Here is a 15,922-nt window from a genome sequence, read left to right on the forward strand (position 1 = left end):
CCTGTGCGGAACATCACGGATCAACATGAAATTTTCGCGTCACTCACGCAGCGTTATTATCTGGTTTTCCCTCTTTTTAATCTTTTGTAACACTAGCTATTAACCAGAAATAATTTTATTTCTGTTAATTAAATCAAATCATTAATGAGACCGATTTTCATTTTTAAACAATTATTGACAAGTTTATCTAAAGTAAACTACCGGCATTGATTAGAGGTGTGAATCGATACGATTAATTTTATTCAAAACAAACATTTATTTTATTAATTATATGTGAGTGAGGAATTAAACAAAAAAAATGCAGCACAGGTCAGTTTAAACCATTTTTTATCAGGGGAAGTCCCCCCTGACTGTACATCAGGTGAAAAGTAGCGCCACACGCTGGCGTGAATAAAATTTATTTAATGTCGGTGAAAGTGAAGATTTTTTTCACTTTTTGTCGCGTTGAATTTTAAATCCTGTTCTCTGATGTACATGAGGTTACTAAAATGGCACAGCTCAATAATGGCAGCGTTGACATTCTTTCACGCGACGACGGATCTCTCCTCTCTCAGGCCAATGCGGGCTCGTCCAAAACCGTTCTGCTCAACCAGCCCAGCATCGTAAAAATTCACGGCACGCGTGAGATGGTGGCGCAATATGAGCGCCAGGGTAACGACCTCATTCTGCACATGAAAGATGGCACTACCGTGCGCTATCAACAGTTCTTCTTCGATGACGTGGATGGCGATCACAGCGAACTGGTGTTTGACGATGGGGTCAACCCCCCTGAACATGCACTGTTCCCGCTGACCAGCGAGTTTGCCGATGCCCAGACCGCCATGGTCCTCACTCCGCAGTACGAATCCCTTGGCAGCATTGAACCTCTGCTGCTGGCCGATACCGGTGCCGGTAACGGCGTGATAACAGCGGCGGGTCTTGGCGCGCTGGGCCTGGTCGGACTGGGTGCCGCTGCACTCGGCGGTGGCGGCGGCGGCGGTGGCGGTGGTGATGACGGCAACAACGGCGGCAACAACGGCGGTAACAACGGCGGCAACAACGGCGGTGGTACAAACCCACCGCAAATCCCGCCGACGCTGACCATCGGCACGTTTGCCGGTGATGACGTCCTGAGCGCGGCGGAAAAAGGAACCAGCCAGCTGCTGAGTGGAACCACCACCAACGTTCAGGCAGGACAGGTGGTTACCATCGTTCTCAACGGCGTCACCTACAGCGCCACGGTCCAGGCTGACGGTAGCTGGAGCGTCTCGGTGCCATCCAGCGCATTGCTGGCGCTGGCTAACGGCACAGCGACCATCACCGCGACGGTCGCTGACAGCGCAGGTCAGACCGCCAGCGATAGCCATACCATTGACGTGCAGCCAGCCCCTGCGGAAGGGGTAAGCATTACCTCTCCGGTGAGCGGCGATGGCTATCTTAATGCTCAGGAAGCTCAGGCACCGCTGACGCTGACGGGCACCGCCAGCGGGGTTGCCGCAGGAACCCAGGTCTCTGTCACCCTGGGCGGGAAGGGGTATACCGCAACGACGCAGGCCGACGGTAGCTGGACCGTGACGGTTCCCTCCGCTGACCTGCAGCAGCTGCCGCAGGGTTCAAACCTGATTGTGGCCACCGTGACGCTGCCGGACGGCACGCTTCTGAGCAATAACACGACTGTGACGGTGGATGTGATCACCACGCTGCCGAGTGTGGGAATCGATCTGCCGTTTGGTGATGGCGTGTTGACGGGGCCGGAAGCCGCGCAGCCGCAGACGATTACCGGCAGTACGGGTATCAGCGGGCCTAATCAAACGGTCTCTGTGGTCTTCAACGGCAATACCTACCCCGGCACGGTCAACAACGACGGCAGCTGGAGCGTGACGATCCTGGCGGGTGCGGTCGGGGGCCAGCTTGAAGCCACCCTGCCGCTGGTGGTTAACGTCACCGACCCCGCGGGTAACCCGGGCAGTACCATCGTTCAGGTCACTGTGGATAGCCTGCCGCCTGTTGTCACCGGCATCCAGTTCGATAACACGCTGAATGCGGCCGACATCAGCCTGCCTCTGACGGTAACGGGGGTCAGCACCGGCGGTCAGTCGGTCACTGTCACCCTTGAAGGGAAAACCTACACCACCGCGGTGAACGCGGACGGTAGCTGGAGCGTGAGTATTCCAGCCTCGGCGCTGCAACAGCTTGGGCAGGGTGAACACGACCTGGTGGTCACCTCCAGCGATAAAAATGGCAATGTCACCCCGGCCATCACCAGTGAGCTGAACGTGGACACTCAGCCTCCGGTCGTCGATTTGCTCCCGGTGACCGGCGATAACTATGTCTCGGTCAATGAACTGGGTAACCTGGAGATCGCGGGTACGGCAGAGCCTGGCAGCGTGATTAAAGTGACCATTGGCGGGCGGGAACTGAGCCTGACCGCCACGGCTAACGGTTCTGGTCAGTGGAGCATTCCCCTCTCTGCGGATGATAAAGCCGCGCTGGCTGACGGAACCTATCCGGTTACGGTCACCGCGACAGATGCGGCCGGTAACGTGGGCACCGACTCTGGCAGTGTCACCCTGGCGGTCGAGCCAGGCAGTCAGCCAGCGATCGTGATTAATCCCTTCACGGGGGATGATGTCTTACAAAGCGGGGAGCTGCTGGTCGCTCAGGAGCTGAGCGGGACCGTGACTAACGTCGCAGCGGGTCAGCTGGTGACCGTGGTCTTTAACGGAACAACCTACGAAAATATTGTGGTTCAGCCGGGGGGGATCTGGCACGTCAGCATTCCTGCCAGTGAATTCACCGCTCTGGTAAACGGGGCAACCCTGAGTTACTCCGCATCGGTGACCGATACCCACGGCACCACCGTGAATGACAACGGTCAGGTGAGCGTGGTGCGCGATACACAGGTGGCCGCGCTGGGTATTGCGCCGGTCAGCGACGATAACTGGATTAACGCCGCAGAAGCGAAACTGCCGGTGACCGTCAGCGGGAGCAGCCAGAATCTGCCCGACGGCACGCCTTTAACCGTCACCTTTAACGGCAAGACCTACGGTGCCACCGTGGATGCCAGCGGTAACTGGACTACCTCAATTCCCGCCGCCGACCTGGTGGGCGTCGCCAACGGCAGCTATCCCATTACGGTCACCGACCCGTCGAATGCCAGCGTCACCGCAACGCTGAACATCGGTGTCCAGGCAAACTTCCCGGACAATGTGACCGTCAATGCGGCCTTTGGCGGCGACAATATCCTCAACCTGACAGAATCACAAACCCTGCAGACGCTCAGCGGCAGCACCGGACTGGCTCTGCCGGATCAGGTGGTCACCGTTCAGCTGAATGGCAAAACCTACACGGCCACGGTTAACACCGCCAACGGCAACTGGAGCATCAATTTACCGCCGGAAGACCTGAAAAATCTGCCGCAGGGGGGTAACAATCTGCTGGTGACCGTGCGTGATGGCGCCGGCAATGAGATTGTGCATACCACCAGCGTCAGCGTGGACACGCTCAGCCCGGCGCTGTCTGTCGGGCTGGTCGCCAGTGATGGCATTATCAACAGCACGGAGCAGGGCAAGCCGCTGCTGGTCTCCGGGACTGCAGAAGCGGGCAGCGCCATAACCGTGTTGCTCAACGGGGTCACCTACCAGACCAGTGCCGACAGCAATGGCCTGTGGAGCCTGAATATTGCGCCGTCAACGTTACAAACGCTTGCTGACGGTCAATATGATATCAAGGTGACCGCCCGTGACAGCAGCGGTAACGAAACCGTCGCGCTGGCACCGGTGACGATCGATACCGCACCGACGCTGGTGACCGTTGCTCCGATCTCCGGCGATGGCTATCTCAATGCGCTGGAGCACAATGCTGCACTGTCTGTGACCGGTACCACCGAACCGGGTGCGGGTGTCGTGGTGCGCATTAACGATGTTAATTACACGGCGACGGTAGACGAAAACGGTAACTGGACGGTAACCGTTCCCGCTAACGTTGTATCCGGACTGGCGGACGGCAGCTACACCGTGACCGTCACCGCCACCGATCCTGTCGGTAACACTGGCAGCAGCAGCCAGCCGCTGACGGTGATTGCCGCCAGTGGCTCACTGCCGACCATCACTGCTGGTGCCTTCGCCGGGGATAATATTCTCGACGGCGCGGAAAAGGGCCTGTCGCAGCTGATGACCGGGACGACCACCAATGTCCAGGCGGGTCAGGTGGTAACGGTCAGCCTGAATGGCAGCCAGTACACCGGCCTGGTTCAGTCAGACGGCAGCTGGAGCGTGCTGGTTCCGGCCGCTGCGCTGATTAATCTGGCCAACGGCACGGATAACTATACGGTCAGCGTCAGCGATGTGGCGGGTAACCCGGCCAGCGGTGCAGGCAGCTTTACCGTGGACAACAGCTTCAGCGCCATCGCTATTGGGGTGATCAGCGATGACAACACGCTGAACGCCGCAGAAGCGCTGCTGCCACTTTCCATCCACGGCTTCAGCCGCTTTGTCGCCTTTGGCAGCGCCGTGACGGTATCGTTCCGCGGCAGGGCCTACCAGACCACCACCAACAGCGATGGCAGCTGGGCCGTCACTGTCCCGGCGGCCGATTTAGTCGGTCTGACGAATGGTAGTGAGAGGGTCAGCGCCAGCGCTGTGGATGTGAACGGTGTCACCGTCACCGTCGAACAGTCGCTGAACAGTGAAGTCAATCCGCTCTTCCAGCCGGTGATCAACCCACCGTTTGACGATGGCTATCTCAACGCCAGTGAAGCGGGCAGTGCGCAGACGCTGAGCGGGACCACGGGCGTCGTGGGCGCAGGCCAGACGGTCAGCGTAGTGCTTGGCGGCATCACCTATAGCGGAACGGTAGACGCGCAGGGCAACTGGAGCATATCAATCCCTTCAGCCACACTGCAAAGCCTGCCGGAAGGGGTAACCAATCTGCCGGTGACGTTCGGGGATAATGCGGGCAACACCGTCAGCATCGGCGGCAGCTTCATTAAGGATACCCTGGCTCCTGTTGTCACGCTGGATGCGGTAGCGACGGATAACCGCATTAACCTGGCAGAACAGAACAGCCTTCAGATCATTGAGGGGTCGGGTACGCAGGGCGATCGTATTACCGTCACCCTGAATAATAAAACCTACGAAGCTATCGTGGATGGCACCGGACACTGGGAGATCGAGCTGCCGGTCAGCGCGCTGAAGGCGCTGCCTGAGGGGAGTAATAACCTGCAGGTCACCAGTACCGATACGGCAGGAAACACCACGACCGTGGTGCGCACGATTGACGTGGATACCACCGCGCCTGCGGTCAGCCTCAACCCGGTCTCCGGGGGGTACATCAATGCCGCAGAGGCAGGTCAGCCGCTGACCATTAGCGGAACGGGTGAAGTGGGTAGCCTGATCCGGGTTGAGCTGGGGGGCACTATCGCCAATGCGGTGGTGGGTAGTAACGGTCTGTGGTCGGTGCTGATCCCTGGCACCGCACTGTCTGCGCTGGGTGATGATAATTATACCGTGACGGTGACCGCCACCGATGCGGCGGGTAATACCGCGACGGCCAGCACCCCGCTGACGGTCGATACCGGTGTCCCGTCAATCTTCGTCAATAATATCACCACCAATAATGTGGTGGACGGTGCCGAACAGCAGGTTGACCAGATTATCAGCGGTACGGCATCAGACGTGGAAGCCGGACAGACGCTGACCCTGACGCTGAGCGGCAATGGCGCGACCTACAGCACCACTACCACGATTCTGTCCGGCGGCAGCTGGCAGGCTAACCTGCCCGCGAACATACTGGACGGGCTGGCAAACGGCACCTATACCCTGACCGTCAGTGTCACCGATAAAGCGGGTAATACCGGAACCAGCGATAAAGTGTTTACCGTTGATGACACCCAAGCCGCCGTAGCGGTCAGCCCGCTCGCTGGCGACGGCTATCTTAGCTTCAGCGAGTCTCAGGCGGTAGGGGGACTCGACGTCACGCTGGTCACTGTCAATGCACCGGCAAACAGCCGGGTGACCTTTGAACTGGATGGCGTGACTTACAACGGCGTGTTGCAGCCCAACGGCACCTGGACTGTCACCATTCCTCAGACCGTGGTCGCCGATCTGGGTAACGGGAGCTACAACGGCACGGCGACGCTGATCGGCCCGGATGACGCGACATTGGCGACCAGCAATGCTTCGCTGATTGTGCAGACGACTCTGCCAGCGCCAACGCTGACCACCCCGGTGTTTGGCGACGGTACTCTGGACAATGCCGAAGCGTTAACGTCGCAGATTATTCAGGGGACCACTGGTGTAACCGGCAACGGCCAGACGGTCGAGGTTGATATTGGTGGGGCGAAATTCTATCCCACCGTCAACAGCTCCGGTGTCTGGAGCCTGACGCTGACCTCCGCTGAGCTTCTGGCACTGCCTGCGGGCTCACAAACTATTATCGTCACGGCCACTGACGTGGCAGGCAATACTGCGGCCTCTGCACCGTCGCCCGTCACTGTCGCTACCACGCTGCCCGATCTGACGCTGAATGGTGATATTGCCGGAGACGGCATCATCAACGCGAGCGAACAGGGGTTACCGCTGGACATTACCGGTACCACCACGCCGGGAAGCACGGTAGTGGTGAGCCTGGAGGGCAAAACCTATACCGCTGTGGTTGATGGCAGCGGGAACTGGACCGCGACGATCCCGGCGGGCGACCTCCTTCTGCTGGCCGATGGGGGTTACGACGTCACCGTCACTGCCTCTGACCCGGCAGGCAATAAAACCGTGGATACCGAACGGGTACAGGTTAACACCGCAGCCCCTGTCTACACTCTGGATCCTCTCGCCGGAGACGGCATCATTGACAGTGCTGAAGTTGCTCAGCCGCTGAAAATTAGCGGTACCGGAACCACGGGGGACAGCATCAGCGTCACCATTGGCGGTGAAACGCTGACCACCACGGTGGACGGTGAGGGCAAGTGGTCGGTTACTGCGCCGGTCACTGCACTTAATACGCTGACGCCGGGCGATAACACGGTGTCGGTGGTCGTCACCAGCCCGGCAGGCAACAGCGTCACCCAGAATGCCAACGTGATACTGGATCCGACCATCGTCAACCCGCTGCTGGTGAACCCGGTTGCCGGTGACGATGTGGTGAATGCGCTTGAAGCAGGCGCAGGCATCACCGTGACCGGAAGTGTACCGGAGGGAACAACCACGGTAGTGGTCACCTTTAACGGCCAGCCTTATACCGCGACTGTTGGCAGCGACGGCCAGTGGAGTGCCGTGATCCCGTCCGGCGCCTTCACCGGTCTGGCGGACAACGGCTACACCCTGTCGGTAGTGGCCACGCCGCAGAGCGGCGACGTCGTGACGGTAAACCGTCCGATTGTGCTGGATACCACACCGTCGCAGCCGACGATTAACCTGCCGTTCGGCGATGGCTACCTCAATGCGGCCGAAGCCGCTGCCGTCAACGGCCAGTCACTGAGCGGGACCACCGGGGCGACCGGCGCAGGGCAGAAGGTCACGGTCACGGTTGACGGACAGGTTTACAACATTACGGCTGACAGTAATGGCAACTGGACGCTGCCGCTGAACAGTTCGACGTTGCAGGGACTGACCCCGCCGTCGGTGCAGATTGACGTGCAGGTCACCGATGTTCACGGCAATGTTGGCTCAGCCTCCACTAGCGCGATCGTTGATTTCACTGCGCCAACGCTGCTACTGGATCCGGTAGCCTCTGACAACGTCATCAATGCCACTGAAATCCTGCAAACCGTCACCATAAGCGGCAGCACCTCTCCGGATAACGCCGGCCAGCAGGTGAGCATCACCTTTAATGGTAATCAGCCTGCCTACCTGGCTACGGTGCAGGATGACGGAACCTGGCGCTTTGACCTGCCGGGCAATGCGACGCAGAACCTGACCGACGGTAGCTATGTGGTGACCGCCACGCTGACCGATAAAGCGGGCAATACGTCACTGCCACAAACTGAAACTGTCGAAGTCAGAGCCGCTGCCGGCGATCTGCCGACGATTACGATCAATGCAATATCGGGTGACGACTATCTCAACACTAACGAACTGGGCCAGGTGCTGAATTTAAGTGGCACCACGACCAACGTCGCCGACGGGCAGTTCGTGACGATTAGCTTTAATGGTCAGACCTTCCAGGCTCAGGTGCAGGGCGGCGTGTGGAATTATGCCGTACCGGCTGCATCGGTGGGCACCATCACGGAGGGTCCGCAGCAGGTAAGCGTTACGGTTAAAGACATTTATGACAACGTGGCCGATGACACCCGTGATTTTACCGTGATTGCGCGCGGAGCCGATCTGCCGACCATTTCGATCAACCCGGTCACCAGCGATGACATGATTGATTACCGGGAGTCGCAGGACGCCAACGGCGTGATCGTCACCGGCAGCAGCCAGCATATCCCGGCCGGTCAGACCATTACCGTGACGGTTAACGGGAAAGAGTATCCAGCGACCGTTGACAGCAACGGTGACTGGACGGCCACCATTCCGCGCAGCGATGTTCAGAACCTCCCGCAGAACAGTAATAACATTACGGCGACAGGTAACGATGTAGCGGGCAATACGGCGACGGCCAGTGACAGCTTCACCGTCCATAATACGCAGCCGGATCTGACCCTGACCGTGGGAGCGGCGGTGGCAGTGGATGGTATTCTCAGCTATGCCGAAGCGCAGGCCGGGCTGGTGGTCAGCGGTACGACCAATCCGAACCTCAACCTGACGGTCACGCTGGCGGGGAAAGTGTACAACGTGCTGGCGGATGCTGATGGTATCTGGAGTACCACCATTCCTGCTGCTGACCTGCTGGCGCTGGCTAATGGCCAGGCGGAGATCAGCGTCTCGGTCAAAGACAGCTACGGTAACGAAAAAATCCTCGACGTCGACTTTGATGTGGCCGTCAGGGATATTCCGGTTCTGACACTGGACTTACCGTTTGACGGCGACGGGCTGCTTAATCTGGATGAAGCGGCTGCCGTGCAGATCCTGACAGGCACCGCCACCAACCTGGACGTGGGGACGACGCTGACGGTGACCGTAGGGACCCTGTCCTTTACCGGCACGGTCATTGCCGGGGGGCTCTGGCAGGCAGAGATCCCGGCTAACGCCCTGACAGCACTGGGTAATGGTGTGGTGCAGGTCACGGTGTCAACTCTGCCTGATGAGGTGAACCCAGCCAGCGATACATTAAGTGCCGAGCTGGTGCTGACCGCCCCGAATCCGACTATCGACGTTCCGTTTGGTGACAAACTGCTCAACCTGGCAGAAGCGGCCGTCAATCAGACGATCTCCGGAACCACGGGCCTGACGGGTCCGGGTCAAACGGTTATTTTGACCATCGATGGCAACCCGATCTCCGACCTGATCGTCAGCGTGAATGATTCCGGGGTGTGGACGGTTACCCTGACGCCAGCGCAGATGCTGGCACTGGGTGATGGTAAACACACTATTGAGGTCACAGCGCTTGACCGGGCTGATAATGACGCAACGACCTCGCTGGACTTTGACGCGCTGATTACGGCGGCCCCGACTATCACGATCCCGGAAGTGCTGTTTGGTGACGGTATTCTGACGCTGAACGAAGTGGACGCTGGCGCAACGCTGAGCGGGGGGCTGAGCTTCCTCGGACTGGCGGCAGGGGCCACGGTGACGGTCAGCATCAACGGAACATTACTGCCAGCGACCATCAGTGCTGACGGAACAAGCTGGTCACTTGCGCTTTCTGCTGCTGATTTAAAAGCGCTCCCTGATGGCGAGTGGACGATTGGCGTGACGGTGAAAGATGCCGTTGGCAACACGGCAACAGACAGCTCGTTACTGACGGTGGCGATTAATAACGTACCGGCTCCCACCATCAGCGCGCCGTTTTTTGACAGCCTGCTGAATATTGCCGAAGCAGGCGTGGATCAGGTACTGAGGGGGTCTACCGGGGTGCTGGGTGCCGGACAGAAGGTGATGGTCAGCATTGACAATGCTGCTGCCGTGGCGGCGACGGTAAATGCCAACGGTAGCTGGTCTCTGGATCTCAGCAGCGACTTCCTGAAAGGGCTGGCCAACGGTGAACATACTATCGTGGTTGTGGCGACCGACGTTTACGGCAATACCGCGCAGGTCGGCGACACCTTTGACTCACTGCTGACGGCACCTCTGCCAACGATAACTATTCCGTTTGGCGATGGGCTGGGCATCAGCGAGGCTGCGGGAGTGGTGACTATCACGGGTAAAACCGGCATCACCCCGGTGGCGGGCCAGGACCAGAACGTGACGCTGAAAGTGGATGTCAACGGCGTGGTCTATAACGGTACGGTTGACGCCAACGGCGACTGGACGGTGACCCTGCCTGCGGGCGCGCTGAACGGCCTGAGCAATACCACACACCAGATCATCGTGACGGTGACGGATGCGGCGGGGAACGTCGGCACCACCACCGGGAATTTTGATGCCTATCTGACGCTGCCGCAGCCGACGCTGCAGGTGCCGTTTGAAAATGGTTATCTCAACGAAGATGTTCTTCTTGATGAGACCATACTGAGCGGTACCACCGGTGCGGTAGGAGCAGGGCAGATTGTGACGGTGACCTTCGGAAACCTGACGGCGCTTCCCGCCGTGGTGAATCCCGATGGTAGCTGGTCCCTGACGTTATCACCGTCTGAGCTGGCTGATATTCAGGGCCAGCTGGGGCAGAATCAGCACGGTATTATCATCACCGTGACCGACCCCGGCGGTAACACCAATACCCTGAACGAAACATTCATCATCGACACGCTGCCACCGTTGATTGACGAGCTGGTCCTCGCCGGAGATAACACGCTTACCTATGCGGAAAGTCTGAGCACGCAGACGCTGACCGGAACCTCCGGCATTAACGATGTGGGATCCACCGTCACGCTGACCATCGGCACTCAGAGCCTGTACGGCGTTATTGGCGCGGATGGCAAGTGGTCAATCAACGTCAACCCGGCGGCCCTGCAGGCGCTGATCGCCGCAGGCGGTGCCTACTCCGTGGATATTACCGACGCGGCAGGGAACTTCGACATCGTTAGTGGGACAGTCAACTTAAATGTTAATCCCACCGGCGATGCCCTTGTCACGCTGGCGCCTGTCAACGGCGACGGTATTATCAATGCCAGCGATCCATTAACCACTACGCTGTCCGGCGCACTGATCAACGTGCCTCTTACGGTGGGAGGGTCGATCACCATTACGGTGGGGGGCAACCTGGTGGCGACCATCCCGGTCGGCGATACGCGCACGGACAATAATTTCAGCAGCGGACCGCTGGAAAATGCGCTGTTTGGCACCGGGTCACAGTCGGTGGTGGTTACCTTCACGCCGGATACCGGCAGCGTTGTCTCGTCCACCAGCACCCTTCTGATCGATCTCGTACCACCGGTGGTGAGCATTACGTCATTCGCCGGGGATGATACTCTCACCGCAGCGGAAGCTGCCGTGCCGCAGATCATTACCGGTACGTCCTCGGAAATCGGTCGTCTGATCACCGTCACGCTGGGAAACAAAATCTATACCGCCGTGGTGCAGGCCGGGGGAACCTGGACGGTGAACGTGCCGTCTGCCGACCTTCAGGCGCTGCCACAGACCGTGAACGGCGTGACGGCGACCGTGAGCGATGCGGCGGGTAACACGGGAACGATAACGCGGCCTGTTATCGTCGACACCGTGGCACCGCTGCTGGATGTGGATGCCCTGCTGGGGAATAACGTTCTTAACCTGGTGCAGGCGAGCGCCACCCAACTGCTTACGGGCAAAACAGACGCCGCGGACGGACAAACCGTCTCTGTCTATCTGGGCAACAGCGGCACACCGCTGGCGCAGGGAACCGTGCTGAACGGGGCCTTCAGCCTGTCACTTACCCCAACGGCGCTTGCCGGACTGCTGGACGGCGGCAACCTGCTGACGGTCAGAGTGTCCGACGAACACGGAAACCAGACCAGCGCGTCGATCACCGTCAATAAAGTGTTCAACAGCCTGCTGGGGCTGAGTGTGGATACGGTATTTGGTGAAAATGGTCTGGCGGGTTATCTGGGGGCGGCTGAAGCCGGGATTGACCAGCTGATCACCGGTAAGTCGGTGTCGGCGGTTGGCGGCTTAGTCACACTGACGCTGGGCAATGGTCAGATAGTGACCGCAAATGTTGGTCCGGACGGTCACTGGACGCTGGTGGTACCAACAGCGGCCCTGACGGCGTTAGGCGACGGGACGGTGCCGCTGAACCTTGTGCTGACTGATGTCGCGGGCAATGTGGCGACGGCAACGGCGACGGTAACCACCATTGTCGACAATCTGCCGGTGGTGGGAGCGCTGACCAACCTGTTTGGCACCGATAACCTGCTCAACTTGCTGGAAGCACAGGCCGGGCAGACCCTGAGCGGGACACTGAATGCGGTTGCAGGCTCGAACGTGACCGTCACGCTGGGGGCGAAATCCTACAGCGCTGTGGTACAGGCCGGCGGCGGCTGGAGCGTGGTGCTCCCTGCCACAGACCTGACGGCGCTGGCGAGCGGCAACCTGTCGCTGGGGGTAAAAGTGGTGGATCCGGCGGGGAATACCGCCAGCAACACCGCCACCATCGGCGTGTTCAACAAACAGCCTGAAATCACCCTGAACACCATTTTCGGCGACGGCGTGCTCAATATTGCCGATGTGGCCAACTTTGCCAGCCAGCTGATTAGCGGTACGGTGAAAAACGTTGCGGCGGGCTCCATCGTTAAGGTGACGCTGGGCGGCCTGGTTGAGGTTCAGGCCACGGTCGATGCCAGCGGTAAGTTCAGCACCAGCCTGACGCAGACAGATTTGCAGAAGCTGACGGGCGCCTCTCTGACCGTCAGCGCTGAAGTGACGGATATTGCCGGTAACCGCGCTGAAACCACCGGCGGATTGCAGCTAAGTCTGACTCCGCCATCCCTGGTACTGAACGAACTGCAACTGTTTGGCGACGGTGTTCTTAATGCCGCCGATGCCCTGCTGACCCAGGTTATCAGCGGGACCACCAGCGCCGGCGCGCGCGTGGCGGTCAACATAGGCAGTACGCAGCTGGCGGCGACGGCGGGCAGTGACGGCAAATTCAGCCTGTCGTTAACCCCGGCGCTGCTGGCAACGCTGACTGACGGTACGCTCAATGTCGGCGTCACGGTGACGGATACGGCGGGCAACACCAGCACCACGCCACTGAGTGCCGTTGTGGGTATCACGCCGCCGAAGGTCACGCTGGATCCGCTGTTTGGTGATGGTGTGCTGAGCGTGGTGGAAGCGTTACTGGGGCAGACCCTCAGCGGGAACATCGCTGGTGTGGCCGCAGGAACTGCCGTCAGAATCAACGTCGGCAGCACCGTTCTGACGGCGAGCACTGACAGCAGCGGTAACTTCAGTGCCGTGCTGGCACCGAACCTGCTCAATACGCTGCTGACCGGCAATCTGACCGTCGGGGTCTCCGTAACCGATGCGGTGGGCAATACCGCCAGCACCAGCGCCGGGGTGATTATCGGAGTGAAAACGGCGCCGACCGTGTCGGTGAATACGGTATTTGGCGACGGCATTCTCAGCGCCGGAGACCTGGCTACCGCTCAGTTGATTAGCGGGACGACAACCAATGCGGTGGCCGGTTCAACCATTAATGTGGTGCTGGCCGGGGTAACCTATACCACTACCGTGGGGAGCGGCGGCGGCTGGAGCCTCAGCGTGCCGAAAACTGAACTTGTTAAGCTGACAAACGGCACCGAACAGGTCGCCGTAACCCTGACCGACCCGTATGGCAATATTGCCACCGCTAACGGCTCGGTCAGTGTTATCGCCGGAACGCCGCCATCGGTCACCATTACCCAGCTGTTCGGCGATGGTGCACTGAATGCGATAGAGGCCCAGACGGCTCAGACGATTTCGGGCACCACCACCAATGCGGAAGGGTCGACCGTGACCGTCCGCGTTGGCAGCGGCCTGGTCTACACCACGGTGGTTGCAGCCAACGGTACCTGGAGCGTCTCTGTTCCGGCGGCCAGCCTGCAGCAGATTGCGGATGGCAATACGACGGTGACGGCGACCCTGACCAACGGAGCGGGCAATAGTGTGACCAACTCGTCTGCACTGATTGTCGGGACGCACACCACGCCAACGATAACGCTGACGGACAGCAGCCTGTTTGGCGGCGACCACTATCTGAACCGCGCGGAGTCGTCCGTGACGCAGACCATCAGCGGCGTTTCTACTAATGCCCCTGGCGGTACGGTCTCTGTCACTATCGGGAATACCACCTACAGCTCGACGGTGGCGGCGAACGGGACATGGAGCATTGCTCTCACCCCGGCGGCTCTGAGTGCAATAGCGGATGGTGCGCAGTCACTGCCAATTACCATTCGCGATATCGCCGGGAATACGGCCAGCACCAGCGCCGGTTTCACTGCCGTAACGCAAAACCTGCCGGCGATTGCCGTGGGAGGCGTCGATAACCTGCTGGGCACATTGTTAAGCGGTTCGCTGGTCGTATCAGGCTCCTCGCGAGGTCTGGCGGCGGGCACCGTGGTGACGATTACCCTGACGCAGGGCACGCACGTCGCTACCGCCACGGCAACGGTTGACAGCTCAGGACGATATACCCGCACCTTCACCGGCAGCATCCTGTCTTACCTCGGACTGAGCTCTACCATCTCAGTGGCGGCGCAGGATGTGGCGAAAAACCCGGCTTCCGCCAGCGGTCTGCTGACGGTCGGCACCCTGTTGCCAGCGGTCAGCGTGGCTCAGGCGTCGGCGCTGACGATGATGGCCGCGGCGGCCGATGACTCACTGGCCGTGGCCTCTACCGATCACTCGGCCAGCCGTACGGCCAACACCACGGAGGAGAGCAGTACCGTCGCCACCGCGCATACGGCGGCGACGCCAGACTCCACCCTGGTCACGGGCAGTGATACCAGCGGCACCGACAGTGCGGCCAGCAGTGCCGTGGTCAGCACCGCAGCCGCCGGTGAAACTACGGCAGCGGTAACGGAGGAGGGCAGCTACACCATCGGTGGAGTGACGATTACTCTGGCGGATGGGCTGACCGTCCACGGTGAATCCGTTACCGGCAGCGCTGGCAATGATCATATCACTGTCAGTACGCTGGATTTCTCCCACATTGATGGTGGAGCGGGGACGGATACGCTGGTGCTGAACGGCGAGCATATGGTGCTGGATCTCACCGCACTCGGCCTGAAAATCGAGCACGTGGAGATTATCGACCTTGGCCTTGCGGGCAACAACAGCATCAAGCTGGATTTGAACGAAGCGCTGAACATCACCGACAGGCAGACCGATGACCTGTTGATCAAAGGGACCGTAGGTGACCAGGTGACGCTGGCCAATACCGACGGCGGCGTCTGGGCCACCACCGGGCAGCGTACGGTGGAGGGGCAGACGTTTGATATTTATCACAACTCGGCGCTGTCGTCGGACAACACCCTGGGCGATGTGCTGATCCAGCATAATCTCCAGGTCCATGTCGTATAACGAAAAAATAACGCCTGCGCGGGTCGCATTCCCGCGCAGTGCGTCTAAAGTTAAGAGGAAGTGATAGATTGGTAGCAGAACAATCCAACAGCGGCTTCGGCCGCTGTTTTACGTTATGGCACTGAATAACTCAAAAAATAGTTTTACAAAGTGAGTAAGAGCGAAATAACAATAAGATAAAATAAGCATAACGTGGCGTTATTCCAGATGATGACCACGGGCACTACGCTGAAGACCCGGATAACGTTAGCCGCGCCAGCATTCCTATAATAGTTAATTTAATCATTTTCCTTGTTCAGGGTTACGTTGTGACCCGTTGTACACCGGGTGAAGCTCAGCGCTATTTTTGTCGCGCTGGCTGATGTTTTGCGTGGAAAAAATGGCCTCAGGCCCGCTTTCCTGCGCAGACGCTGACTCACTTACCGGGT

At 59.3% G+C, this 15,922-nt stretch carries 1 protein-coding gene; it reads left to right on the forward strand.

Going from position 1 to position 15,922, the window contains the following annotated elements:
- Window positions 1–488 precede the first annotated feature (488 nt).
- Window positions 489–15,494, forward strand: a complete 15,006-nt coding sequence (locus ABEH87_RS00680; RefSeq protein WP_346573000.1) for an Ig-like domain-containing protein — start codon at window positions 489–491, stop codon at window positions 15,492–15,494.
- The last annotated feature ends 428 nt before the right edge of the window (window positions 15,495–15,922 follow it).

Source organism: Erwinia sp. Eh17-17 (assembly GCF_039675725.1).
GTDB lineage: Bacteria > Pseudomonadota > Gammaproteobacteria > Enterobacterales > Enterobacteriaceae > Erwinia.

Coding starts and splice junctions, on each gene's coding strand:
- ABEH87_RS00680 (WP_346573000.1), top strand. CDS start 489: ATGGCACAGCTCAATAATGGCAGCGTTGACATTCTTTCACGCGACGAC.